Origin of the sequence: Romboutsia lituseburensis (genome assembly GCF_024723825.1) — a bacterium.
Taxonomy (GTDB): domain Bacteria; phylum Bacillota; class Clostridia; order Peptostreptococcales; family Peptostreptococcaceae; genus Romboutsia_F; species Romboutsia_F lituseburensis_A.
Window position 1 is genome coordinate 828,196 of sequence record NZ_JANQBQ010000001.1, and the last position, 26,567, is coordinate 854,762.

The 26,567-nt window shown below is 26.9% G+C and carries 25 protein-coding genes and 1 pseudogene; 2 read left to right on the top strand and 24 right to left on the bottom strand.

All coding sequences use genetic code 11. The features are described from left to right. Positions 1-70: 70 nt before the first annotated feature. From NWE74_RS04150 to NWE74_RS04165, 4 genes are all read right to left on the bottom strand, one after another. Entirely contained in the window at positions 71-424 is a 354-nt protein-coding gene (locus tag NWE74_RS04150; RefSeq protein ID WP_258241973.1) for an arsenate reductase family protein, read from the bottom strand. 64 nt (positions 425-488) lie between these two features. Then, complete coding sequence (locus NWE74_RS04155) at positions 489-1,787, bottom strand: hypothetical protein (RefSeq protein ID WP_258241974.1); 1,299 nt, start codon at positions 1,785-1,787, stop codon at positions 489-491. 268 nt (positions 1,788-2,055) lie between these two features. Beyond that, positions 2,056-6,288 carry an acyl-CoA dehydratase activase-related protein gene (locus NWE74_RS04160; protein WP_258241975.1) on the bottom strand — a complete coding sequence of 1,411 codons (4,233 nt, stop codon included), beginning with the start codon at positions 6,286-6,288 and terminating at the stop codon, positions 2,056-2,058. 242 nt (positions 6,289-6,530) lie between these two features. Continuing rightward, entirely contained in the window at positions 6,531-8,126 is a 1,596-nt protein-coding gene (locus NWE74_RS04165; protein WP_258241976.1) for a Na/Pi cotransporter family protein, read from the bottom strand. Positions 8,127-8,307: 181 nt separating this feature from the next. Between NWE74_RS04165 and NWE74_RS04170 the strand changes: the two genes are divergently transcribed. Continuing rightward, on the top strand, positions 8,308-8,481 hold the full coding sequence (locus NWE74_RS04170; RefSeq protein WP_170139124.1) for a hypothetical protein: 174 nt from the start codon (positions 8,308-8,310) through the stop codon (positions 8,479-8,481). A gap of 114 nt (positions 8,482-8,595) precedes the next feature. On the opposite strand, the gene NWE74_RS04175 is transcribed toward NWE74_RS04170, so the two are convergent. The 5 genes from NWE74_RS04175 to NWE74_RS04195 form a co-directional block, all read right to left on the bottom strand. Then, positions 8,596-9,807 carry a hypothetical protein gene (locus NWE74_RS04175; protein ID WP_258241977.1) on the bottom strand — a complete coding sequence of 404 codons (1,212 nt, stop codon included), beginning with the start codon at positions 9,805-9,807 and terminating at the stop codon, positions 8,596-8,598. Between the two features lie 215 nt (positions 9,808-10,022). Beyond that, the gene (gap, locus tag NWE74_RS04180) at positions 10,023-11,054 is read right to left on the bottom strand and encodes a type I glyceraldehyde-3-phosphate dehydrogenase (protein WP_258241978.1); all 1,032 of its coding nucleotides are present in this window, start codon (positions 11,052-11,054) and stop codon (positions 10,023-10,025) included. A 193-nt stretch (positions 11,055-11,247) separates the two neighbouring features. After that, positions 11,248-11,865, bottom strand: coding sequence for a YitT family protein (locus NWE74_RS04185; RefSeq protein WP_258241979.1), 618 nt, complete (start codon positions 11,863-11,865; stop codon positions 11,248-11,250). A gap of 397 nt (positions 11,866-12,262) precedes the next feature. Continuing rightward, positions 12,263-12,397: a hypothetical protein gene (locus NWE74_RS04190; protein ID WP_258241980.1), complete on the bottom strand. Its 135-nt coding sequence runs from the start codon at positions 12,395-12,397 to the stop codon at positions 12,263-12,265. A 218-nt stretch (positions 12,398-12,615) separates the two neighbouring features. Continuing rightward, on the bottom strand, positions 12,616-13,137 hold the full coding sequence (locus NWE74_RS04195) for a GNAT family N-acetyltransferase (RefSeq protein ID WP_258241981.1): 522 nt from the start codon (positions 13,135-13,137) through the stop codon (positions 12,616-12,618). A 254-nt stretch (positions 13,138-13,391) separates the two neighbouring features. Here NWE74_RS04195 and NWE74_RS04200 point away from each other — a divergent pair, with 254 nt between their 5' ends. After that, entirely contained in the window at positions 13,392-13,649 is a 258-nt protein-coding gene (locus tag NWE74_RS04200) for a hypothetical protein (RefSeq protein ID WP_092724843.1), read from the top strand. Between the two features lie 45 nt (positions 13,650-13,694). Here NWE74_RS04200 and NWE74_RS04205 read toward each other — a convergent pair whose 3' ends face one another. The 15 genes and pseudogenes from NWE74_RS04205 to yqeC form a co-directional block, all read right to left on the bottom strand. Further along, complete coding sequence (locus NWE74_RS04205; RefSeq protein ID WP_258241982.1) at positions 13,695-14,252, bottom strand: hypothetical protein; 558 nt, start codon at positions 14,250-14,252, stop codon at positions 13,695-13,697. A 719-nt stretch (positions 14,253-14,971) separates the two neighbouring features. Continuing rightward, positions 14,972-15,256 (bottom strand): annotated as a pseudogene (locus NWE74_RS04210) (ABC transporter ATP-binding protein); the annotation flags it as partial. Positions 15,257-15,384: 128 nt separating this feature from the next. After that, positions 15,385-16,020 (bottom strand): NUMOD3 domain-containing DNA-binding protein, encoded by a 636-nt coding sequence (locus NWE74_RS04215; RefSeq protein WP_258241983.1) that lies wholly within the window; start codon positions 16,018-16,020, stop codon positions 15,385-15,387. Positions 16,021-16,245: 225 nt separating this feature from the next. Then, complete coding sequence (locus NWE74_RS04220) at positions 16,246-16,794, bottom strand: GNAT family N-acetyltransferase (RefSeq protein WP_258241984.1); 549 nt, start codon at positions 16,792-16,794, stop codon at positions 16,246-16,248. A gap of 164 nt (positions 16,795-16,958) precedes the next feature. After that, positions 16,959-17,681 (bottom strand): hypothetical protein, encoded by a 723-nt coding sequence (locus NWE74_RS04225; protein ID WP_258241985.1) that lies wholly within the window; start codon positions 17,679-17,681, stop codon positions 16,959-16,961. A gap of 3 nt (positions 17,682-17,684) precedes the next feature. After that, positions 17,685-18,116: a hypothetical protein gene (locus tag NWE74_RS04230; RefSeq protein WP_258241986.1), complete on the bottom strand. Its 432-nt coding sequence runs from the start codon at positions 18,114-18,116 to the stop codon at positions 17,685-17,687. Between the two features lie 654 nt (positions 18,117-18,770). Next, entirely contained in the window at positions 18,771-20,027 is a 1,257-nt protein-coding gene (locus NWE74_RS04235; RefSeq protein ID WP_258241987.1) for a hypothetical protein, read from the bottom strand. 107 nt (positions 20,028-20,134) lie between these two features. After that, positions 20,135-20,851, bottom strand: a complete 717-nt coding sequence (locus tag NWE74_RS04240; protein WP_258241988.1) for a phage regulatory protein/antirepressor Ant — start codon at positions 20,849-20,851, stop codon at positions 20,135-20,137. Between the two features lie 65 nt (positions 20,852-20,916). Then, positions 20,917-21,123, bottom strand: coding sequence for a hypothetical protein (locus tag NWE74_RS04245; RefSeq protein ID WP_258241989.1), 207 nt, complete (start codon positions 21,121-21,123; stop codon positions 20,917-20,919). 185 nt (positions 21,124-21,308) lie between these two features. Further along, on the bottom strand, positions 21,309-21,794 hold the full coding sequence (locus NWE74_RS04250; protein ID WP_258241990.1) for a DUF2326 domain-containing protein: 486 nt from the start codon (positions 21,792-21,794) through the stop codon (positions 21,309-21,311). After that, positions 21,760-22,101 carry a site-specific integrase gene (locus tag NWE74_RS04255; protein ID WP_258241991.1) on the bottom strand — a complete coding sequence of 114 codons (342 nt, stop codon included), beginning with the start codon at positions 22,099-22,101 and terminating at the stop codon, positions 21,760-21,762. The genes NWE74_RS04250 and NWE74_RS04255 overlap by 35 nt, the downstream gene beginning before the upstream one ends. Before the next feature lie 105 nt (positions 22,102-22,206). Continuing rightward, entirely contained in the window at positions 22,207-23,832 is a 1,626-nt protein-coding gene (locus NWE74_RS04260) for an ABC-F family ATP-binding cassette domain-containing protein (RefSeq protein ID WP_258241992.1), read from the bottom strand. A 241-nt stretch (positions 23,833-24,073) separates the two neighbouring features. Beyond that, complete coding sequence (locus NWE74_RS04265) at positions 24,074-25,093, bottom strand: molybdopterin-binding protein (protein WP_258241993.1); 1,020 nt, start codon at positions 25,091-25,093, stop codon at positions 24,074-24,076. A gap of 1 nt (position 25,094) precedes the next feature. After that, positions 25,095-25,670, bottom strand: coding sequence for a molybdenum cofactor cytidylyltransferase (mocA, locus tag NWE74_RS04270; RefSeq protein WP_258241994.1), 576 nt, complete (start codon positions 25,668-25,670; stop codon positions 25,095-25,097). 26 nt (positions 25,671-25,696) lie between these two features. Next, entirely contained in the window at positions 25,697-26,443 is a 747-nt protein-coding gene (gene yqeC / locus NWE74_RS04275) for a selenium cofactor biosynthesis protein YqeC (protein ID WP_258241995.1), read from the bottom strand. Between the last annotated feature and the right edge of the window lie 124 nt (positions 26,444-26,567).

Consider the following 26,567-nt stretch of genomic DNA (forward strand, 5'->3'; position numbering starts at 1 on the left):
ACTTAGTCTATATTTTTTTATAAAAAAACTCCTATTGAGTAATATAGCTTTACTCAATAGGAGTTTTTATTTATAATAATTTATCTTTCCATTCATCTTCTTTAAAACCAATAACAACATTTTTACCGTTAAATGCTATAGGTCTTTTTATAAGCATTCCATCACTAGCTAATATTTCTAAAAGCTTTTCATCAGATTCTGTTTTAACAATATCTTTTAACCCTAGCTCTCTATACTTTACTCCACTAGTGTTAAAAAATTTCTTTAATTCATATCCGCTTATTTCATACATATTTTTCAATTCATCTTTTGTTGGAGGATTTTTAACTATTTCTATATCCTCAAAGTCTATGTTATTTTCTTTAAGCCAAGCCTTGGCTTTTCTTACAGTCGATCATTTTGAATATCCATAAAATTTTATCATAAGTATCACCCTTTGCTGTTTATTATATTTTATATATACCCAAACATTTTATATTAAATCAAATTTAATTCCAAGGAACTACTTCAACTTCTCCAAACCATCTTTCTTTTAAACGATTTGAATATTCTCCTTTATATCCTATAAACGATAAAACTATTAGCTCTACATATCTTGTCCCAATTTGAATTATATTCCACATGTCTTCAACAGTAAGTGTAGCTCTGTTATCTTTTCTAGTTGGATGTACTATTTTATTTCTAAAATAAATTATCAAATCGATTCCATCATCAAATCTAGCCCTTATCCAATCATCGAACAGTTCTAGCTCATCACTACTATATGGTATTTTGCATAAATCTAATACCATCTTTATATTTTTAGCAGCACTATTCATATCAAATTCTTCATTATTTAATATTTTTTCCTGCTCTACTAAAATCATATATGATAATGTTTCTAGGGCTATTTGTATAGATATTATATTGTTTTCTATAGTAATTTCACCTAAAGACTCTATGTACCAATCAATAACAGTTTTTATAACAGGACCACAATATCCATCTTCTAGTTTTTTAGTCATTAAAGACATATACTTTTCTATATTATGATGATTAGCTAATGTGTCTGTCCACGTAGGTACAAATTTATAGGGACTTATTATATTTTCTCGCCATAATCTGTATACATTATTATTATTTTGATATCCTTTAACTAGACAAATTCCTACGTATCTACCGCACATAAAACTTAGTGCAAATGAAAGCCTATCTATGAAATTTAGCATATTATTTGTTCTAAATAATTTTTTATCTTTTCTTTCTATTCTACCAATATGAGTTATTATACTCCCCGATTTTGCTTTTAATTCTTCGTACAACTCTTTTCTATAATCATACCTTTTATCTATTGTTATGACAAAGTCATTTAATTCAAATTGTATCCTACCCACAAACAACTTATCCACGTGTTTTATAAGAGTTCCAGGAAATTTATCTAAATTAACTATATGAAAATCAATATATTCTACATATGAATTTTTAGATTTTATGTAATTATCATTAGCATATCCCTCTATGTTAAAATCATTTATAGTATTTATTGTTATAGATATTGGTTTATACCCATACATTTCTAATATTGCATCATCATAGTCTAAATCTAAATCAATGTCTTCATCTTCTACCGATAATATTTGAGCTTTAAAATTCATAGATACTGGAGGTGTCATTTTGTAATATATTATTCCACTACATCTATATTTTTTATCCAAGTAAATACAAAATCTACCTTGATAAATACTTATATCTTCATCTACTTTATACCTTAAATAATCCGAAGATATAGCATTGTTAACTACCTTCATAGCTAGCCCACCTTTACTATTTCTTTAATTCTATATAATTATAACATAATCACTCATATAATATGTAAAATAACTTATAATTAATTGTTTATTCATTATTTTATGTTTATGTTTTAATTAAAAAGTAACAATATTATTTAAATGTATTTATTATCTCAAAATTATCGAATTGTATAATATATTAGTTCATTAAAATAGAATTAATGTATAAATTAAAATATAAATAAAAGGTGCTATAAATAATAAATTTAACACCTTTTATTTTAAACTATATATTTTCAAATGCGGTTGAAAGCATTAATTTTATTCTATTAAGCTGATTAGTCTCACTAGCTGATGGGTCATAATCAATAGGTATTATATTTGCATTTTTATAAATTCTTTTAAGCTCCTTTATTTGTCCTTTTCCAGTTATATGATTAGGGAGGCATCCAAAGGGCTGCATACATATAATATTATTTATTCCATCCTCAATTAGTTCTATCATCTCACCTGTTAATAGCCAACCTTCACCAGTTTGGTTGCAAGTTGAAATCACTTTTTTGGTACTTGTAGCCACATTAGTTATTTTTTGAGGACAACTAAATCTTTTACTTTTTATTAGCTCTTCCTTATAAGTTTTCTGATAATTTTCCATAAACCATATAATAGATTTGCCTATTGCTTTAGTTATCCATTTGCCTTCTAAGTACTGATATTTAAAAACTGTATTTAGTGAACAACTATAAAAAAAGTTTATAAGCTCTGGAACAACAGCTTCTGCACCCTCATTTTCTATAATATCAACTAAGTAGTTATTAGCAAGTGGGTGAAATTTGACTAAAATTTCTCCAACTAGGCCTACCTTTGGTTTCTTTATATCTACTAATTCTAAATTATCAAAATCATAGATTATTTCTTTAATATTTCTATTAAAGGTTTTTATATTTGCCTTATTCAATGAATCTTTGCATATTTTTACCCATTTATCATAAAGATTGTTACTGCTACCATTCACTTTCTCGTAAGGTCTTACTCTATACAAAACTTTCATAAGTAAGTCTCCGTATATTGCACCCATAAATATTCTATTTATAAGTTTTAAATTAACATTTTTTATTAGTCCATTTTTTTCTATTCCATTAACACTTAAAGATATTACAGGCACTTCTTTAAATCCAGCATCATACATTGCTTTTCTTAAAAATCCTATATAATTTGTAGCCCTGCATCCTCCACCTGTCTGAGTTATTGCAACAGATGTACTGTTTAAATCATATTCCCCTGATTTTAATGCATTTATTATCTGACCTATTACAATTATAGCTGGATAGCAAGCATCATTATTTACATATCTTAACCCTTCCTCTACAATATGACTTCCCGTTGAATTTAATACTTCTAGTTTAAATCCACTTATATTAACAGCTTCTTCAAAGAATTGAAAATGTATAGGAGACATTTGCGGAGCTAATATTGTGTGATTTTTAGCTAAAACACCTTTTTTATATTCAATTTTTTTATTTTCTATATATTCATTATTATCATTTAGCTCTCTTTCTAACATTGCAGCTTTTAATGATCTCAATCTTATCTTAGCTGCCCCTAAATTATTACCTTCATCTATTTTTATAACCGTATAAATTTTACTACCTTCATTTAAAATTTCTTGTACTTGATCTATGGTTACAGCATCTATCCCACATCCAAAAGAATTTAATTGAACTAACTCTAAATCTTTTTCATTTTTTACAAAACTTGCAGCTCTATAAAGTCTTGAATGATAAACCCATTGGTCTACAACTCTTAATGGTCTTTTTACAACACCTAAATGGCTTACAGAGTCCTCTGTTAATACTGCCATACCTAGTGAGTTTATTACTTCTGGTATTCCATGGTTTATTTCTGGATCTAGATGATAAGGTCTACCACATAGAACAATAGCTTTCATATTTCTTTCTTTAATTTCTAAAAGTGCTTTTTCACCTTCATTTTCAATATCTCTTTTAAAATTTTCTTGTTCTTCACTTGCCTTATCTACCGCTTTTTCTACATTTACTTTTAATATATTTCCAAAAACTTTAGATAATTCTTCATAAAGTCTAGCTTTAAGTTTGCTCTTATTATTTAAGCTTAAAAATGGATTTATATAAGTTACATTCTTTTCTCTAATTTCTTCAATATTATTTTTTATAACTTCAGAATATGATATAACTACTGGACAATTATAATAATTATTTGCATTCAAATCCTCTTTTTTCTCATTTGTTATACACGGATAAAATATATGCTTTATTCCTTGTTCTATCAATGATTCTATATGACCGTGAGCAAATTTTGCAGGATAACATACAGTTTCTGATGCAATAGAAGTTATCCCCTTTTCATAAATATCTTTTGAAGATCTACTAGATAGAACTACCCTAAATCCTAGCTCTGTAAAAAATGTATGCCAAAAAGGATAATCTTCATATATGTTCAATACTCTAGGTATTCCTATTTCCCCCATAAAAGCTTCTTCTTTTAATAATGGCTTATACTTAAATACTCTGTTATATTTATACTTGAATAAATTTATAGATTTATTTACTTTTTTATTTTTATTGTAAATAATTTCTCCTTTTTCACATCGATTTCCAGACACAAAAACCTCTTGTTCTGAAAACTTATTTATAGTCAATAAGCAATTGTTTGAACACCCTCCGCACCTATTTACACTTACATCTAGATTTATATTTTTTAGCTCTTCTTTTTTCAATAAATTAGTTTCATATCCATATTTGTATTTTTCTTTCGCTATTAAAGCTGCTCCAAAAGCTCCCATAACTCCAGCAATAGATGGTCTTATTACATCTTTACCTATAAGTTTTTCAAAACTTCTTAAAACTAAATCATTATAAAATGTCCCTCCTTGAACTACTATATGTTTTCCTATTTCATTTACATCTCTTATTTTAATTACTTTAAACAGTGCATTTTTTATTACTGAATATGAAAGGCCTGCCGAAATATCAGCTATAGTTGCACCTTCTTTTTGTGCTTGCTTTACTCTAGAATTCATAAATACTGTACACCTAGATCCCAAATCAACAGGAGACTTTGAATATATACCTTTTTTAGCAAACTCTTTTATATCCATTGATAAAGATGTTGCAAAAGTTTCTAAAAATGATCCACAACCTGAAGAACAAGCTTCATTTAATATGATACTGTCTATAACTCCATTTTTTATTTTTAAGCATTTCATGTCCTGCCCGCCTATATCTAGAATAAAATCAACATCTTTATTAAAAAATTTAGCTGATTTATAGTGCGCTATAGTTTCTATTTCTCCATAGTCTATTTTCAAGGCTTTTTTTATCAATCCTTCACCATATCCAGTTACAGTAGACGATACTATATTACATTTATTTGGAAGTATATCATATACTTCGTTCATTACATCTATAACTGCTTCTAATGGTCTTCCTTCATTACTGCTATAGTGTGTATACAACAAATTCCCCTTATCATCTATCAAAGCTACTTTAGTGGTTGTCGAACCTGCATCTATTCCTAAAAAACAGTCACCTTCAAAATCTTGTATCCCTTTAATCTTAATTATATTTTTTTCATGTCTTTTTATAAATTCTTTATATTCTAAATTATCCTTAAATAAAGGCTCTAATTTATTTACATTATCAAAATCTTCAATATCTAGATTTTGTATTTTTTTTATTAAATCATTTAAGTTTATAATGTCTTCTTTTTCAGATAATAAACTCGCTCCCATAGCTACGTAAAGTTGTGCATCTTCTGGAAAAATTATGTCTTTGTTATCTAGTTTTAGTACTTTTTTAAAACATTCTCTAAGCTGTGATAAAAAATATAGTGGTCCTCCCAAAAAAGCTATTTTACCTTTAATTTTTCTCCCACAAGCTAATACACTTACTGTCTGCATAACAACTGCATTGAAAATACTCATAGCAATATCACTTTTCTTAGCTCCATCATTTATAAGAGGCTGTATATCTGTTTTAGCAAATACCCCACATCTCGATGCTATAGGATAAATTACTTTATAGTCTTTTGCCATTTCATTTAGACCTATAGCATCAGTTTGTAAAAGAGATGCCATTTGATCTATAAATGCACCTGTTCCACCTGCACAGATACCATTCATTCTTTGGTCAATTCCTCCGCTTAGATATGTTATTTTTGCGTCTTCTCCTCCAAGTTCTATTACAACATCTGTTTGAGGGTAAAAATATTCAATTGCTTTTGTAGATGCTATGACCTCTTGAATAAATTTAATATCTAGCTTTGTAGAGATATCTATACCTCCTGAGCCAGTTATAGCAATAGTAACTTTTGAATTTTCTAACTTACTATAAATATTAACTAAAACTTCTTTTACAGATTTTTTTACATCTGAGTAATGTCTTTTATATTCTTTATATACTATATTATTGTTAGCACTAAGCACTACTGTTTTAACTGTAGTTGAACCAATATCAATACCTATGCGAAATACTTCATCCATTTCTATCCCCCCAAATGCATAAATATATTTGACTATATTTTTAATAAAATCCTATTTATCTAATATTAAAATTTATGCATTTTAGATATCTTATATGTTGGATAATTTATTTAATGTATTTTTTTATCATTTTTTCTTATTCATTATTTTTTTTAATATTTTATCAATTTAATATTTTATATAAGTAATTAATTTCCACATAAAAAAATAGGTCATTTAATATGACCTATTTTGAAATAATTTTAATTGTAAATTCTTTTGGCTATATTTGAACAATGATCTGATATTCTTTCTAAATTTGTTATTAAGTCAAGATATAAAATTCCAGAATCTATATTACAATCATTATTATTTAATCTATATATATGATTTACTCTTATAGACTTTTCTATTTTATTAACCTCTTCTTCTGTTTTTATTATTTTACGTGCAATATTAGAATCTTTAGTTTCTATAAGTTTTATAATACTTTCACAGTTTTCTTTTACCTTTTCATACATCTGATTGATTTCTTTAGTTCCTTCATCAGACATATCTATTTTTTTATCAATCGATTCTATTGATATCTCTGCTATATTTTCTGAATGTGCACCTATTCTTTCTATATCATTTATAGTGTTAAACAAATTATCTATATCGTCTATTGATTCTTTTGTAATAGATGTTTTAGATAGCTTTAATAAATAATTAGATATATTTTTTTGTAATTCTTTTATTTTTGTCTCCATCTCTAAAGCGTTGTGAGCCTCTTTAGAATCTTTTTTAAAAAAACTATTTAATGATGTATTCAAACAATCTTTTGATAAATCCGCCATTTTTAAAGTTTCTTTAATAGTATTACCAAATGCTATAGATGGTGTTTCTAGAATTCTTTCATCGAGAAATGTTTCATTTTCTTTTTCATCTGCACCTTCTGGTATTATTCTCATTGCTATTTTTACTATATATTTCGCAAATGGAAGTAAAATTATTACTGAAATTATATTAAATAAAGTATGAGTATTAGCTAGTTGTCTAGCTACATCATTTGGGTTAATTTTTGTTACAATTGATACTACTGGCTTATTTAAGAATAATAAAAATATTATTGTTCCTATTATATTAAATAATAAATGCATTATTGCAGCTCGTTTAGCATTTCTATTTGCTCCTATACTTGAAATTAGAGAAGTAACACAGGTACCTATATTTTGACCATATAGTATAGGAAGTGCCGAACTTAATGGTATTAATCCTTGAGCAGCTAGTGCTATTAGCATTCCCATTGAAGCACTTGAACTTTGAACAATGGCTGTTATAACTAAACCTAAAAGCAGTCCAAGTATTGGTCTTTGTCCAAAACTAATAAGTGCATCTGTAAATCCTTTATATTCAGCTAAAGGATTTACTGCATCTTTCATAAATTCCATCCCTGTAAATAATATACCAAATCCCAATAATATTTCTGCAATATTTTTTACTTTAGGTTTTGATGAAAAAAGGTATAATACAATCCCTATCCCTAATGTTATTGGTGCTAACCCTTCTAAATTAAAACTTACTAACTGAGCTGTTACTGTAGTACCAATATTAGCTCCCATTATAACTCCTATAGCTTGGGAAAGCCCCATAAGTCCTGCATTTACAAATCCTACAACCATTACAGTTGTTGCACTAGAACTTTGAATAATAGCTGTAACAACTGTTCCTACTAAAACTCCCATTATTATATTGCTAGTCAAAAGTTCTATTATTCTTTTTAATTTATCTCCAGCTGATTTTTGTAATCCCTCTCCCATAAGGCTCATGCCATATAAAAAAAGTCCTAAACCTCCAATAAGACTTATTGCTATATTCAAAATCATACCTCCTTTAGTGCTTAAACTCTCTAGGTATATGATTATCTATTTTAGAATTTATAATACATTAATATAACTATAAAAATAGTTTTATTTTCTAATTTCCTTATCTTACATAATATAAAATAATTATTTTGGTTAAATTATTATTGCTAGATAATTTTTCACTTAGGAGGACATCATGGCAAAGAATAAAAACATTAAAGACCCTAAACAGTGCAAAAATGTAGCACAATCAAGCTTAGAGATAGCAGAGGAACTTAATATTGAACCTCGTTTAAGACCTTCAAAAACAGGTTCTGTTAGTCAAAACACTGCTAGACCTATAAAATCTCATAAAAATACATCTAAGTAATTTAAAGCATCTAAAGTTAGTTTTAATTGGCACGTTAAATAAACTCCGTACTTAGTAAAAAGTAAAAAAAGTAGACTTAAGAGTTCTTAAGTCTACTTTTTTGTTTATGTAATTCTAACATAAAATAACGAATATAAAGTGAGCTGCCATACCTGCACAAAGCCCACCAATAGTATGAGAAAGTATCGCTTTACTAGTTAATCCTCTAGCATCTAAAGCGTCCATCATACCTACATGAGTACTTAAGTACCCACTCCAGCACATTCCCATAGCAGTAAATACAGCTATATCGTTAGGAGTTATAACATTATCCGCTATAAATTTTGGTACTAAACTCATTGCAGCACCAACCGCACCTAATGATGTAATAGGAAATGCTATAGCTTGTGATGATGTAAATCCAAACATAGGCTCTAATATAAATCTTAACTTTTCTCCTATAACAGGAAGTAATGCTATACCTTCATATGCTACACCTTTATAAACTTCTTTTCCTGTTGCTGGATCTACAGAAGGTCCAAAAGTTAATAACATGACTAACGTACATACTATTAATACTCCTGGAATAATAGCTAAACCTAACTCTACTCCTGACTTTCCACCTTCCAACATTGCATCCAATACTCTTTGAAATATGCTTCCATCTCTAATTTCTCTATATTCTTGTGAATCTTTTAATTGTATATTTTTTTTGCAATCTTCATTTACAAGTGAGACTGCAACTTCTTCTATAGAATTACTTTCTTCATTTTTTAAATAGAACTTTTTAGTAAAATGTAGCATTATCCTAACACTTACTACACTACCTATTATTGCAGCTACATTACCTATTATTGCTGGTACTACATATTCTTCACCTTGAGATATCATAAATGTTGTTACAATAAGACCCATTCCAAAAGATGTTCCTAAGTTGCATAACGCAGGAACTTGATATTCTTTAAAATATTTAGTAAAGGCTTTATCTTTGCTAAATGAAATTATTGCAGGATTGTCAGATAAGTAAGTCGTTATAGCTCCAGCTATACTCGCTCCGGGTAGTCCATATAAGGGTTTCATAAAAATGGCAAATAATTTATTTAAAAGTGAAATAACTCCAAATTCTGATAATAGTGCACTAAGCGCACCTGCTAATACAGCCATTGCCATTATTAAAAATACTGTGTTTAAAAGTAAATCGTGTGCTGTGCTCATTATAACTTTAAACATTACACCAGCACCCATTATACTAGCTATGTATCCAAATCCAGCTAGTAGTAGCGCTAAAAATACGAAAGTTTCAAGCCCAATGGCCTTTACTCTCCTTCTCTCTACGCTCTTTTCCATGTAAATCATCCCCTTATTAAATTTTAAAATCTGACTTTGACTTTACTTAAAGCCTAAGTTTACATTTATTGTATTTGGTATATTATATAATAAAATTCATGCTTATTCTAGTTTTTTTTCATTTTTTAGTATTTTTTGTCATCTTAAACAAAATACCTATACCTCATAATGCATGAAGTATAGGCATTTTGTTTATTTATGACTATTTTTTTATATTAATTATTTGATTGTTTAAACATATTTCTTGCAATATGATTTACTAAATCTACTGTTCTAGTTGAGTATCCCCATTCATTATCATACCAAGAAACAACTTTAATCATTTTATTATCCATAACCATTGTAGACAATCCATCAACTATCGAAGATCTTTCATCTTGTTTATAATCAACTGATACTAGTGGTTTTTCACAATATCCTAATATTCCTTTTAATGTAGTTTGAGATGCATTTTTTAATGCATTATTTACTTTTTCTATTGTTACGTCTGTTTTTAATTCACATACTAAATCAACTAATGAAACCGTAGGCGTTGGAACCCTTACAGCAAATCCATTTAATTTACCTTCTAACTGAGGTAAGACTTTTGACACAGCTTTTGCTGCCCCTGTTGTAGTTGGTATCATAGATTCACCTGCTGCCCTTGCTCTTCTTAAATCTTTATGATTTTTATCTAATATTTGCTGATCATTAGTGTATGAATGTATAGTTGTCATTAACCCTTTTTCTATACCAAAAGCTTCATCTATTGCTTTTGCTAGTGGTGCTAAACAATTTGTAGTACACGATGCATTAGATACTATATTATGAACCTTATCATTATACTTTTCTTCATTTACACCCATTACTATAGTTAAATCTTCATCACTTCCTGGAGCTGTTATTATTACTTTTTTAGCTCCTGCATCAATATGTTTTTGAGCTTGTTCTCTTTTTGTAAATATACCTGTAGATTCTACAACAATATCTACTCCTAGCTCTTTCCAAGGTATATCCTTAGGGTCATTATTTCTTAAAATCTTTATTTCTTTTGAATTTATTAATAAAGTCTCATCGTCCTTAGCTTCAACTTCACCTTTAAATGTTCCATAACAAGAATCATATGTGAATAGATGTGCTAAAGTCTCAGCTGTTCCTCTTGCATTTATTGCTACTATTTCAATATTTTCATCAAGTCTTTCACCAGCTATTCTTAAGACAGCCCTTCCTATTCTTCCAAATCCATTTATTCCTATTTTTATCTTCATAATTATGTCCCCCTAGTTCGTCATTTATTATATACTAATTCATTTTTTTACTCTTTATTTTAAATATAGTATACACTATACGTTTAAAATTGTATACTATATATTTTATTTTTTATAATAAAAGAGGAATAGTATCATTTAAGATATACTATTCCTCTTTTATTATTGAAACATATAATAATTTATTAAATTATTATATAGTTTCAGTAATCTTTTGTGAATTATTATTATGATAATATATTAAATCTATAACTTTACCACTTATTGTAACTGCAATTAACGAGTAGAATATATCAAATAATGATAAATACGTAAGTGATAAAATCAATACTACAACATCACCTAATAGATATACAATACCTATATTTAAAGATGTAGTCTTAGCAATCACTAATGCTAAAGCATCGTCTCCTCCTGCTGCTGCTCCTGCCTTTACTATAAGACCCACACCTAATCCAACACTTATACCTGCTAGTATTGTTGCTAATAGCATACTGTGTATTTGAGGTATTATTGGACCTATATATTCAAAGCATTCATATAAAAATGAGAAACTTACTGATGCTATCACCGAGTAAATAAAGAATTTTTTCCCGAAAAATTTATACCCTATTAATAGAAGTGCTCCATCGATAATAATATTCGCTATAGAAGGCTCTATATTAAATACATTCTTTAGCAGTAGTAAAAGTCCTAACACTCCACCTTCAGTTATGTTGTTTAAATAATAAAAATTGTAAAATCCAAAAGCTAATATAAAAGATCCTAATAAAATCTTTCCTAAGCTTTCTAAAAATCGCCGCCTGGCCATAATATCCCTTCCTTTTTCTTGGTTTACTTCATTATATTACACCAATTAGCCTTTGTATACTGGAATTTTTTAATCTTAAATTATACAATTTTTATTTTTAAATTTCAATAGTTTTTTTATATTTTTTTCATAAAAATTCAAGTTTTGTTTAGAAGCCAGTATTTTCAATGGCTACATATTTTATTTTTTTATATAAGTTTATATTAGCTACTATTTTAATTTAGTATACATAAATCTTTGTTCATATAACTTTTTTATTTGTTTAGAAATACTATCCTACTGTAAATTTTATTTTTTAAATTTTTTTAATAATCTGTAAAATATTTTAAACATAAAAAAAGCATTATTTAAAAATAATGCTTTTTCTATATTTTACATCTTGGAGTTTTTTAGGGCACTATTTACTATCTATGATAGTTCTAGTTGTATCTATATCTTTCGCCACACATCTTTGGCTGTTAATTCTCTCATTTACTAATATATAACTTGTTATTTCTTTCATTGTTTTTGCTAATTTATTTAAAAATATCATCTTCTTTTCTCTCCCTTTTTCTTTTGATAAATATATTGTATACAATATACTGTATGTAGTCAATGTTTTTTATCAACTTTTTATAAGTTTAATTTTTGTCAATAATTAAACTTCATTTACTATCGTTTTCATTGAAGAATAGCCTTTTCTTGACAGAAAATTTCAAATTTAAATTACTATTTTCAAAAAAAATACATCGTATAAACGATGCATTTTATCTATATGTATTTTTCCATTCTTATATCACTATGCCATGTACCATTATAGTACACAATGTTTTTATGCTCACCTATTTTTTCATATCCCATTGTTTTATATAATTCAATTGCTTTTTTATTATATTCAAATACACCTAATTCAATTCGCTTCTGGTTTAGCAGCTTACTAATTTCTTCTATATATCCCATAGCCTGTTTTGCTATACCTCTACCTCTATATTCAGACTCTCCTATACATATACCAATCCATACACTGTTTTTTTCTTTTTTGTACAATCCAAAAAAGTCTGTTTCTATACTAATATACCCAATCTTTTTATAATCACACGATATTATATATATCTTCTTATTACCATTTGATTTAAATCCATTTATTATACTATCTACTTTTATATCATCCATTTTACCCTTTGTAAAATTAGGTCTAATAAGGTATTTTATATCACTTTGATTATCCCAATGTGCTATTAATTCAAAATCTTCAAAGTCATTTTCATTTATTTCTATAAATTTAATCTCCATTCAAATGCCCTTTCTTCTAAGAATATACTTAACTATTAATTATTTTAATTTTCTAATTATTATATATTATATACTATTTTGTTCTTGTTTTGAAACTAATTCTGCATTTTGTATTCAATCATATATCTTAAATTTATTTAAATCTTCTAAGTCTTTTTATTAAAATAATGGGTATAATATAAAATGTTATTCTTTACAAAGCATAACCTAAAAGTTAAAATATAATAAGTATATAAAGCAAGGAGTTGATTAGTATGTCATGCCCAAATTGCAAGTGCAATAAATCTAAAGCATCAAATATTGATCCTGAGGAGTATCAAGAATTAAAGGAATATTTCCAAGATGAAATAATCGATTTTAAAATTATAGATTATATAAACGATAATAACGAGCATAGCTCTTATGTTGAGGTCGAATTTGAAGATTACATAGTTGAGTTAGAAAATATTAATACATCAAATTTAACTTTAGATACTGTTATAGATACTATAATAAAAAATAATCTTAAGTAATAATAAAAAGACTTTAGAAGTTATTTAACTTCTAAAGTCTTTTTATTATTTTATATCATTTTTTTGAGTTTCTATTTTCATCTTAATTATTTCTAACTGACTTTTATCTTGTAATATTTTCTGATTCAACGCCAGTAATTTAGTCTCTAAAGATATTTTAGCCTTTTCATTGTCTATGCTTTCCATATCATTTTCTAATTTTTCTTTCATAGCTTCTAACACTTGAATTTTATCTTCTAACTTTTCACATAATAATTCAGGATTTTTATATACTTTTATTTGCTTCTTTTCTATTGCCCATATTACTTTGAAATACGCGTAACTCACTACCATATTTACAACTATATCAAATACTGTTTGATTCATATGGTTAGATATCATTGATACTATCATAAAACTAAGTATATTAAATAAGAATAAATTATTTAATATTCTCTTATTTTGAGCATAGTGTTCTAGTCCTTTTTCTTTCATAAATGTATATGGTATAGCTAAAGTTACTATAGGGGCTATAAACAATATGTTAGACTCTAAGGCAGCATATACAACACTTAAAGCTGTTAAAAGAGTTATTGTTTTACTCGCAATGTCTATTCTTTTCATTACCAATTAATCTCCTTAATAAAAATTTCTACTTATTAATATGTATTAATATTACCTATAAAAATGATACTCTTATTTTAAAAAATCATTTTACTTTTAAATAATATTGTTTTATATTATTATAATAAAAAAATACTTTCTTGTATATACTTTAAAACTTATTAATTAACTAACTATATACTTAATTTTATATTCAAATTTACTGTATTTATTTTTATTTTATAATTTAACTATTGATATAAGTACATTCATTTTTAAAAAATACCACTGTAATGATATTCATCTTTCCACACAAAATCAGTTGTAATCTTGAAATCATTGCTAACACTAAAAGTATTGTAATAGATATTTACAACACTAAATTTTGAAGATAACTTTTTATTGATAATTATATTATAATTATCAACCTTATAAACATTATCACAATCTGTAATCTCATCCAGAGTTACATAAAAAACTGCTCCATTTCAAGTAATACCCTTTAAATAAACACGAATGCATTTATTTTGACTAAAATCTTTCAACATCTTGTCAAATTCTTGCTTTGCACTATCTGAAATATTTATAATCATAATAACCTCCAAATTTAGTACTCTAAAGTATATGATTTACTATAATCTTAAATTTAAAAATAATTTTATATATAAAATAGCTTCATATGTTACTTAAAAAGCACCTACTATATTAAGTAGGTGCTTTTTTATACTTATCTCACTAAATTACTTTGCACCTTTGTACATTTCTTTTAATTGAGCTTGTATATCCTTATTATCTAAGTACTCATCAAGAGTAGTTTTTCTATCCATTATTCCATTTGGAGTTATTTCTATTATTCTATTTGCAAGAGTTTGTATCATCTCATGGTCATGAGAGTTAAATATTAATACTCCTGGGAATTTTTCTAAACCTTTATTTACAGAAGTTATTGATTCTAAGTCTAAGTGGTTAGTTGGGTCATCTAAAACTAATACGTTAGCATTTGATAACATAAGTCTGTCCAATACTTAACTTAGAGCGAAAATAGGCTTTAATTATTTAAAAGCACTATAATTTCTATATTTTATATAGATAATGATACTATAAGATTTGGACAGGTTCAAGCATTATTTTCTTATATTATCTAATATAGATTTTATAGTGCCTTTTCATTAGCATTAATTAAAGCATAATCCTCTTTATACATCCATTTATATCCCTTGTGTTTATTTCTTTGTCCCTTACAACACATCACTATTGCCGAATTATGAAATCCTAGTTCATCTAATTCCCTTATATTTTCGTACTCATTTATGAAAGTGCTATCTAATGCCAATTGGACTACATTTCTTCTTAATGTAGAAGTTGCCCCCCTACGAGCATTCCCTATTTTATCTTTTGCTACTTGGTTATGCTTTTTACCCGTTCTTACTTTAGATAACTTAGACTTTGTTTCTTCTGAAAAAGTCCTTCCTTTTAAGCATCCATACTTCCCAAATTGTGGCTTACTAAATAATTCATATCCTTCATCCAAAATCAGTTCGTGGACAAGTTGTTCCAACTGTATCATTAATTCTTCGTCAAAACTTTCTTCTATTATATATGTAGTTACATTATTTTTGCCTATTTGATTTATGTATTCTTTATATTTACTATCTCTATTTGCAAAATCTCTACCTCTTGCTCTACTTCCTTTACCTACATATATAACTTGATTTTTATATACGTGAATGTATACATAATATAATCCGTACTTATCTTTATAATCTTTATGTCTATATAAATTGAACATAACCTTATTTCTCCTTTATTGGAATTATACAGAGAAGTAATCGAAATGTAACATTTTTTGAGGTACTATTTTTATCAATTTGAATAAGTTTTTTTGAGCCATCCTGTTGCCCATCTAAGCCGTTCCATTTGTGTTTTAATACTAATATATGCCTTGAATTTAGAATGGGAAAGTTATGTACTTTTGGACATAAAAAAAAGAAGGAAATCAACCTTCTTTTTAAACCTAATCTAAATATTTGAACATAAATGTATTTATTAATTTACCATCGTTATAATTCTTATGTACAAGACTAAATCCTTTTTCTTCATAAAATCTATTTAAGTCATCACCTTCTATAAATTTTGATTTAGCTATTAAATAAACGCCTGATACTCCAAATCCTTTTAGTATCTTAAATAGTTCGTCTAGTGCTTTACTTCCGTATCCTTTACGTCGCTCGTCTTCAATAATTTCAATTTTATCTATATAGCAATTAACTTCTTTAAATAAATTTTTATATACATCTAATTTTATATCTCCTGCTTCTGATTTATCTTTAAATACATCTAATAATTCAATAGCAGCATCAGATATAGCATTTACATTTTCAAATACATTCTCATAAGTTCCGTCAGTCTTTGGTAATATATATGCGTCTATTTCACCAATATCTTCACGTTCGTACTCATAATCTTCTTCATCTTCGTTGTCTTTTACTATCTTTGGATTAATATTTAGCACGCCATCTATTTCACAATACTCCTCTAACGATAAAAATATCCTATATTCCATAAGAATCGCCTCCTAACTATATTACTAATTATAGTATATATGTATAAAGAAGGCAATTAAACCATTAACATTAGATGTCTATAAGTTTACATAAGTTCTTTCATTTGCACCAAAGTTATAATGACATAAAAATAGGCAAAAAAATAAAAGGTAGAGCCTAAGCCCTACCCTAAATTACCTTCACATAATATTCTTTTATCATTGTATGTAAGTTCTTCTGTGAAGTTTGTATTACCTCTTACTATCATATCCTCTGTAAGTATCAATCTATCCTTAGTACCATCACAATAGTATAAAGGTTCTTTATCTAAAGATGTGTCTATCTTCATACCTACTTCATATTCTTTATAAGAAGAATATATTTGTTTTAAGTTTTTATAATATACTAAATCTTGATTTACCCAAATAAACCCAAATTTCTTACAAGACTTATCTAGCAATAAAGTGTATTCAACAACTCTTTCTCCGACACTTCCATTATTCTCATATCCATATCCTGCCTCAACTACAATTTTATATTTATTAGTTCCTTCTACATCTTTAAGATAAATTGTACGGTCAAATGATTTTGGTCTAGTTACTTCTTGCAATGTAACCATATTGGCTAATTTATCTTTGTCCATCTTTTGAAGAGTTAGAGTTCCTTCTGTTAATATATAAATAGAAGTTTCATCTTCCCCCACTATAATCGCACTAATACTTTGATAATTAAGTTCGTCACTCATATACAAATTATCTAATCCATATATTTTAGTTACTACAAAGTTAGGGTTACTATATAAATCTATCATTATCATAGGAACACCACTATTTTGTGTCTGAACTATGGACTCACAAGTTATACCTTCAACTCTAACTTTATTAATATCTAAATGTTTTAAATACATATCCTATACCTCTTTCTTACACCAAAAACCTTTGTATCCAACTGGCTTTGTTGCACTTTCTAATATATTTGCTTTGTCATTGTGTTCGTGAGCTGATGGTGTAAATGTACTTGGCTTACCTAAGATGTTGTTCCAATGTACCGAACCACTACCATCCCCTCCACCACTTGTTGCTAATGTAAGTATTATTTGAGGTATAGATATGTATTTACCTTCTACCGTTTTCATTAATCCACTTTGAGCCAACATATCATATTTAGATAATTCTTCATATGTTACCTCTACCTCATTGCCATTGAATAGTTTTGATAACTTTAATGTCTTTCCTGTCTTTGGGTCTTTCATTAACTCACTTTGAACCATTCTGTCATACTTAGATAGTTCTTCATAAGAAACTTCTCTAGTATCTTGTACCATTTCATTTTGTAACTGCATAATATCACCTTTGTATAAGCATCGTGCCTATACCCTTTCTTTTTTAATTTTTTAAATTTATTTATAATTTCTTACAATTATTTTAGTTTTGATTTATAAAGCTTGATTAACCTTACAGCTGTATTATGCATATTTTTTAATCAGATGTAACAGTTTCTAAATGTATTTTTTAAATATTCTGATATTTAATCCTAGTAAGCTATTGCAACTGTTTCGCCTATCATATATACTATTAATAGCTTAGTTGTATACTAAACTTTTTGTTCATTTTTTTTGTGTTTTTTCACCTTTTATGTGGACGTGGCGAAAAAAAATCTCATTTAGGGCATTTTGTGTAAATTTAGGCTTCCCCCCTCCTGCCACCCCTTCGAACTTTTAGAATTTTAGGGCGTGGGGGGTATAACCGTTGCAATCACTACATCCTAGCCTTTTACCTTACTTTATTCTATTTTATTTCTATGTTATTATACACCTACATTAAGCCCTAAAACTATCTATAAATACACCAAAACAACTACTTTTTATGATATATTTTCATCATTTTTTAATCATTTTTAATAGTTTTTTTGACACTTTTTATAGAGTTTTTTAGTAATAATTAAAGATAAATCTACCTAAATAAACTTACCTTTAACTACTACTAATACTCACTTATTATCCTATATCGTCATCTTCTACATATATATTCCTTAAATCTAAGGGTATATCAAAACTTCTACGTTCTTGTTCTTCTCTAAATTTTCGTTTATTTCTTTCGGCTCTTGCTTTTATCTTTTCATATATATTTTTATACTCAACTTCTGTTTCTTCTTCATCTAAATTATTAATTACTTCTACTACATCTTCACCTAATATATTTTCTGCTATCTCTAATCCTTGTCGCATTATTTCTTGTTCTTCTACTTCTGTATACTTAACATCAATATAATTTTCTTCTTTATTAAACATATTAGACACTACTTTATTACATTGTTCTATTGCATCATTAGTAACTTTATTCACAAATTCTTTAAATTCATATTCCTTAGTATAATCCTCTATATCAACATATTCTACATCAATAACTCCATCTATAATGTCTTCTGAATTATCACCAAATACATTAATGATTTTAATATCTCCTCTTAATATACCTACAACATCATATGATTTTATACTCATACCTATTTCTTGACACTTAAATTCTATATAATCTTCGTAGTGTTCACTTTCATACTCGCTATTATTGATAAAGTTTAATATGAATTCTATAATATCTTTCTTTGCCCTTACTTTAGGCTCTCCAATAGTTGGAATAATGCTTTCTTCTAAATATTCGCTAACTATTCTATTTTCTTCTTTATAATATGATATTGAACTACCATCTGCAATTACTTCATCATCACTATTTACAAGTAAGGATATTACCTTTTTTTCTATTTTTTCATTTTCATTTTTTATTAAATAACTAAACCCAATTTTACATTCTTGATGACCCTTTATTTCTGAATTAAATTCTATACACTCATTTTCAAAATCATCATTATCCATCTTTATATCTATATCTTTTTCCATTGTTTCATCTGTTTTTGTCATTACTTCTTTAAATAGTTCTTCATCTGTTTTCTTAGGTAGTTTACCTGTAAACATACAATTAAACAATGACATCCTACTAATTTCACTTTTTAATTCTTGCTTTCTATCTTTAAATTTAGTTTCCATAACTGTTATAGCCCCATCTATCTCTATCATCGCTATATTAGTTTCTTCTATAAATAAAGCATTACCATAGCCTTTTAGTTTTGTTGTAGCTATGCCTTGCTCCTTCATAACCTTCTTTATCTTATATAAGCTAAACTTATTATCATACATCTCTACTAAATCTTTAACTTTGTAATACACTTTATTACTATAAATAATTCTATTTATCATTTTAACTCTTCCTCCACATTTTAATTTTTTAATATTTAGGTGTAGACATATTTTCTACACCTTATTTTCATACAGTTATCATTATCAATTAATATTTAAATATATACTTATGCTAATCTGTCAGTCATATTATTTAATTCATATTCATCCATTTTTTTCTTTATTAACTTTGTTATAGCTACTTCACCTTTACCAAGTAAAACTGTTTGATTTACAAACCCTTTAGGTGTTTCTACCTTATTATATTTGAAATATTTTCTATTAACATAAATTTGATAAGGTTGATTATTTTTCATTAATATCCCATTATCCCTTAAAAATGCAAATAATTTCTTTTGACCAATTTCTTTTCCATTTATCTTTAAATCCTTACTATTTAACAATTTAGCAAATGTATTCATATCTGTTGTATCACTAGATTTCATTACTGCTCTTGCAAATATTACTAGAGGTTCATTTACTTCTATTTGTTGTTGCAAGTTATCTTTTATTATTTGTTCCATTTTATTGAAAGTATCTATATATTTTAGTTTCCATTGCAATGCTTTCTTTCCTGTGAACCCCATAGCCAATAAACTAAATCCACTCTTTGTTATAAGATACTCTTTTTGCTCTCTTTTATAACTATCTTCATATAAACTCTCTATAAAAAGATGTCGCCAATTTTGGCTTGATGTATCCATTTGCTCTATAATCTCTTCAATACTTCTTATTACTTTTGAATGCTCTTTTCTAAAGTTACTAGCAATCTCTCTTGAAGAAACCACTTGTACTTCATTAACCTCAATTATTTTTATGTCTTTACTACTTATTAATTGTTGCATACTACATCTACCCTTTCTTATTTATTTGAATTTTCTGATACTTTATTTTATAAAAATATTCTATATTACGCTTCCAATATATCTATAATCTCTTGTATCATATAATCTAATTCTTCTTCATATACACTAGATATTTGTTTACCGTATTTATAAGCATAACTTATTGTTGTATCACTTACTCCTAACCTTCTAGCTATCTTAGTTTTAGTTAAACCCACATCTATAAGTTTTTTTATCTTTTCTACCGTTCTATTTGATTTATTATCGTTCATTTTTATACCTCTCAACTTCTATTTTTCTAGCTTTTATCTTGTCTTACATTTATATTATACATTTTTATTTCACAGGTGTAACAGACTGTTCAACAGTTTTTAAATTTATTTTAAGACTTTAAATTTTAATATTTTAAACAAAAAAAGAGTATGCTATTTTACATACCCTTTTGTAAATGCTACTTTTATATTAAAAAGAACTTTTCTTCATTTGAAAGTCTTAATACTATTTCCTCTGGCTTTATTCCCAATTCACTAATTCTATCCTTAAGTATTGGGAATACATACTGTCCCTTAAAGTTACGTGTTTGCTCCACGATATTCCTTAACTCTTTTAAGTCAATATTCTCTAACTTATCGTGTATCTCAAATCTTGGCATATGATAGTTTTTCTCAATAATCAAATCTATATGTGCTAAATCAAAGCAAGTAATCATTGCTTTCTTTATCCCTGTTCCTGGCTTACCATTCATACCAATTATCTTTATAGGAAACCCATCTTCATTGTTGTTTAATACTATCGCAAATGGTTCTCCAATTATTTTGGTTGTAAGTTCATTAAAGTAATGATTTAAAATATCTTCAATCTCTTTTTTCTTTTCTACATTGTTATGCTCTTCAACCTTTTTACTAGAATTATTTTCTTTTTCTTCTATCTTCTTTCTTATCATTTGCATTGACTAACTTAACTGCAAAACCTAAATTCTTAGATACAATTTCTTCATCCACTAAATATGTGTATAAGGCTCTAATTGAAGAAATATATCCATTTTGACTTTTCATCTTTAATCCTCTATCCTTATTGAACTTTGCAAACTCCTTAATATGAATAGCTTTAATGTTATCTAATTTTGTACTATCACACATATATTTACTGAATGTTTTAAGAGAGTTCCTATAACTTCTTATGGTTTCTTTACTTGCACCTCTTATGTCTAATTCAAGTAAAAATTCCTCAATAGCATCTTTTAATTGCATTAAAAAAAGCACCTCCTGTGTTAGATAGCATTTTTAAAAGTTAACATATAACTTTTAATACTATCTAATACACATTAAGTGCTTTTAAATAATTATCTTATTAAATTACTTTGTATTTCCATACATTTCTTTTAATTGTTTTTGTATATCCTTATTTTCTAAGTACTCATCAAGAGTAGTTTTTCTATCCATTAATCCATTTGGAGTTATTTCTATTATTCTATTTGCAAGAGTTTGTATCATCTCGTGGTCATGAGAGTTAAATATTAATACTCCTGGGAACTTTTCTAAACCTTTATTTACAGAAGTTATTGATTCTAAGTCTAAGTGGTTAGTTGGGTCATCTAAAACTAATACGTTAGCATTTGATAACATTAACTTAGATAACATACATCTAACTTTTTCTCCCCCAGATAAAACTTGAGATTGCTTTAAAGCTTCTTCTCCAGAGAATAACATTCTACCTAGGAATCCTCTTATAAAACTTTCACTCTTTTCTTCTGAGTATTGTCTTAACCAGTCAACTAATGAATATTCTATTCCATCGAAGTATTGGTTATGATTTTTAGGAAGATATGATTGAGATGTAGTTACTCCCCATTTGAAAGTACCTTCATCTGCTGTATCTTCTCCCATTATTATGTTGAATAAAGTAGTTATAGCTATTTCATCACCCATAAATGCTACTTTATCTTCTTTATCTAATCTGAAAGATACATTATCTAAAACTTTAACGCCATCTACAGTTTTAGTTAATCCTTCAACTTCTAAAACTTCATTACCGATTTCTCTTTCAGGAGTAAATCCAACATATGGATATCTTCTTCTTGATGGTTGTATTTCATCTAGTTCTATCTTGTCTAATTGTTTCTTTCTAGATGTAGCTTGCTTTGCTTTAGATGCATTTGAACTGAATCTTGCGATGAACTCTTTTAATTGAGCTATTTTTTCTTCAGCTTTTTTATTTTGATCTTTAGCTAATTGTAAAGCTAATTGACTTGATTCATACCAGAAATCGTAGTTACCTACATACATTTGTATCTTACCAAAGTCAACATCAACTATGTTTGTACATATTTGATTTAAGAAATGTCTATCATGCGATACAACTATTACGATAGAATCTTCTAGACCCATTATAAACTCATTTAACCAGTTTATAGATTGGAAGTCTAAGTGGTTTGTAGGTTCATCCATTATTAGTATTTCAGGCTTACCAAATAGTGCTTGAGCTAATAACACTTTTACCTTTTCTCCACCAACTAATTCTTTCATTTGTTTATAATGTAATTCTTTAGGTATTCCAAGACCCATTAATAATCTTTCTGCATTAGTTTCTGCATCCCATCCGTCAAGTTCAGCAAACTCACCTTCAAGTTCAGCAGCTTTTATACCATCTTCTTCTGAGAAATCTTCTTTCATGTATAATGCGTCTTTTTCTTTCATTATAGCATAAAGTCTTTCATGACCCATTATAACTACATCCAATACAGTATTTTCTTCATATTTGAAGTGATCCTGTCTAAGAACTGACATTCTTTCCTTTTCTGTTATTGAAATACTTCCTGTATTTGCTTCTATATCACCAGCTAATATTTTAAGGAAAGTAGATTTTCCTGCACCATTAGCTCCTATTATCCCGTAACAATTACCTTTAGTGAATTTTAAGTTAACATCTTTGAATAACTCTTTATCACCAAATCTAAGTCCAACATTTGTAACTTGTAACATTCGTGTATTTTCCTTTCTTCGTATCTAAATTAATTTTCTATTATACAACATTATTTATAATATAACAAATATTTATTTTAGTCAACTAAGTAAACAGTTATTTCTAAGCCTTTTGTATAACTATTTTTAAAGTTTCTTATCTATATAATAATTGTTATTTTTTTGTTAATTATTGTTTATAATAAGTTCTATCTATTTTTTATTATGTAAAGTTTTCGTTCTATTTTTATATGTTTTTAATTTATATTTTAGCAAAATTACAAGATGGATAAGTACATACTTCACAACTCATACAAAGTCCACCATGCCCATATTTTACTATATCTACTTTTGTTAATTTCTCGTCTATTAATACCCTAGGTAATATGACATCAAATACTGTTGTTTTGTTGTACATTGCACACCCAGGTATACCCATTATTGGTATATCTTTATTATATGCAAGTAAAAACATAGCACCTGGAAGTATTGGTGCTCCATATGTAACTATTTCTGCTCCACTTTCCTTTATAGCAGTTGGAGTAACATCATCTGGATCAACGCTCATTCCACCTGTACAACATATAAGTTCTGCGCCTTGATTTATAAAATCATTTATAGCATTTTTTATCATGTATTTATCATCAGAACATATTGCTTGCCCTATAACTTGGCATCCAAATTTTTCAACTTTTTCTTTTATAACTGGTCCAAATTTATCTACTATTCTTTTATGATAGATCTCATTCCCAGTTGTTACTATTGCTACTTTCTTTGGTTTAAATTTAATTACATCTACTATTTTTTTAGCTTTTACAACTTCTTTAGCTTCTATTAATTTTTTTGCATCAATAAGTAAAGGTATGACTCTTGTGCCTGCAACTTTTAGTCCTTTCTTAACTACAAAATTATTATGTAACGTAGATAACACTATATCATCTATTAAATTTAATTTTAATAATGTGTCAACATCTACTTTTAATAACCCATATGTATTTGCTATGAAGTCTATCTTACCTTCTTTAATTTCACTAAATTCTAAATTTTTTCCGGCTGTTAAGTCCTTTAAAACAACTGCTGCATCATTTTCATGAACAAGGCCATCAATTTTTTCCCATACATATAAGTTGTCTTTTCCCATAGATAATAAAACTTCTATATCTTCTTCTTTTACTACATGCCCCTTTTTAAAAGCTCTACCTTTAAATTTTCCTGGTACTATTTTTGTAATGTCATGACATAATATATGTCCGATAGCATCTACTGTCTTTATTTTCTTCATTTTACACCTCTAATTTTTTGTAGTCTTCTTTCGTGTCTATATCAAATAACATACTTTCTGGAACTTCTATATACTTTATATTAGAAGTTTTATTTATTATTTTTTTACCCTTTTCATCATTTTTTAATTTTAATAATTCTTCTTTTTTAGAAAAAGGAAATATGACAGGATTTCCAGTTTTATTTTTACATTTAGGAATTATTATATAATCTAGATTTTTATAGAAAGCAGAAATCATATTCTTTATGTATATTTCGTCTACTAAGGGCTGATCTCCAACAAAAAACATGTATCCGTCACAAGGCTTGCTATTTAAAATTCCTAGCTTTATAGATTCACTCTGACCTATATAAGGTTTTTCATTATGCACATATTTAAATTCATAGTTTTTGCTAATCTTTTTTATTTCATTATATTGACTTATGACAATTACCTCATAAAATAAGCAATTTTTAACTGCTTCAAATACATATTGTATTATAGGTTCATTCTTGTAATTTAATAATAACTTATTAGCACCCATTCTAGTAGATAAACCGGATGCCATTATAATGGCTGTTATTTTATTGTTTATCAATAGTTTCTCCTTTATATGATATTAGATTAATAGTCTTTAAAAAGTTTAAATACTTCTAATTTTGTACTTCCATAATATATTTTTATATCTTTATTTTGTTTTGTTATTTTTTTTGCCAGTTGGATACTTAAATCTTCATAGTATTTATTTTCAACTTTGTTTATAAATAATATTTTATCTCCAATAGCATTTTTAAACAATCCATTTTTGTTTAAAATTATTTTATATAACATATCTAAATTGATGTATTTATCATTTATGTTTTTACTATCTATTAAATTTTTTAATTTTTTTAATCTATGTATATTTTCATCACTTATTTCCATCTTGTATGAGGTTATATCTAAGATTCCAATAGTCTTAGTAGTTTTATTATAGACTACTGGCTCATTTTCATTCCAGCCCTTAAGCTTTTTTCTTTTAGATCCATCCCCTTCAATAAGTAGTAAATCAAATGTTTGCTCTAAGGCTTTCAATTCATTAAAGTCAAGCCCGATAATTTTATTTTCATTATTTATATATTTTCCGATTACTGTAACTCCATTTTTATTTTTATAAATATCACTATTATTTACATTTTGTAAAAAATAGATTCTATCATATAAATCTTTATTTGGCATGTAAATTTTAGTTGTTGTTGTTAATAATATAGAACATTCATATCTTAACTCTTTAGATATATAATTTATAAAAGATGTTTTACCTCCTGCACCTATTACAGTTATAATATCTTTCTTTTTTATATTGAAAATTTTTGCTACATCATTATTCATATTTTTCACTCTTTTTTATTATAATTTATTGACTATGTTCATTCTAATTTTTAGTTTTATATTTTTATTTTAACTCAATGATACTAAAGTAAAGTTAAATACTCAATCTATTATAAAAAGGTAA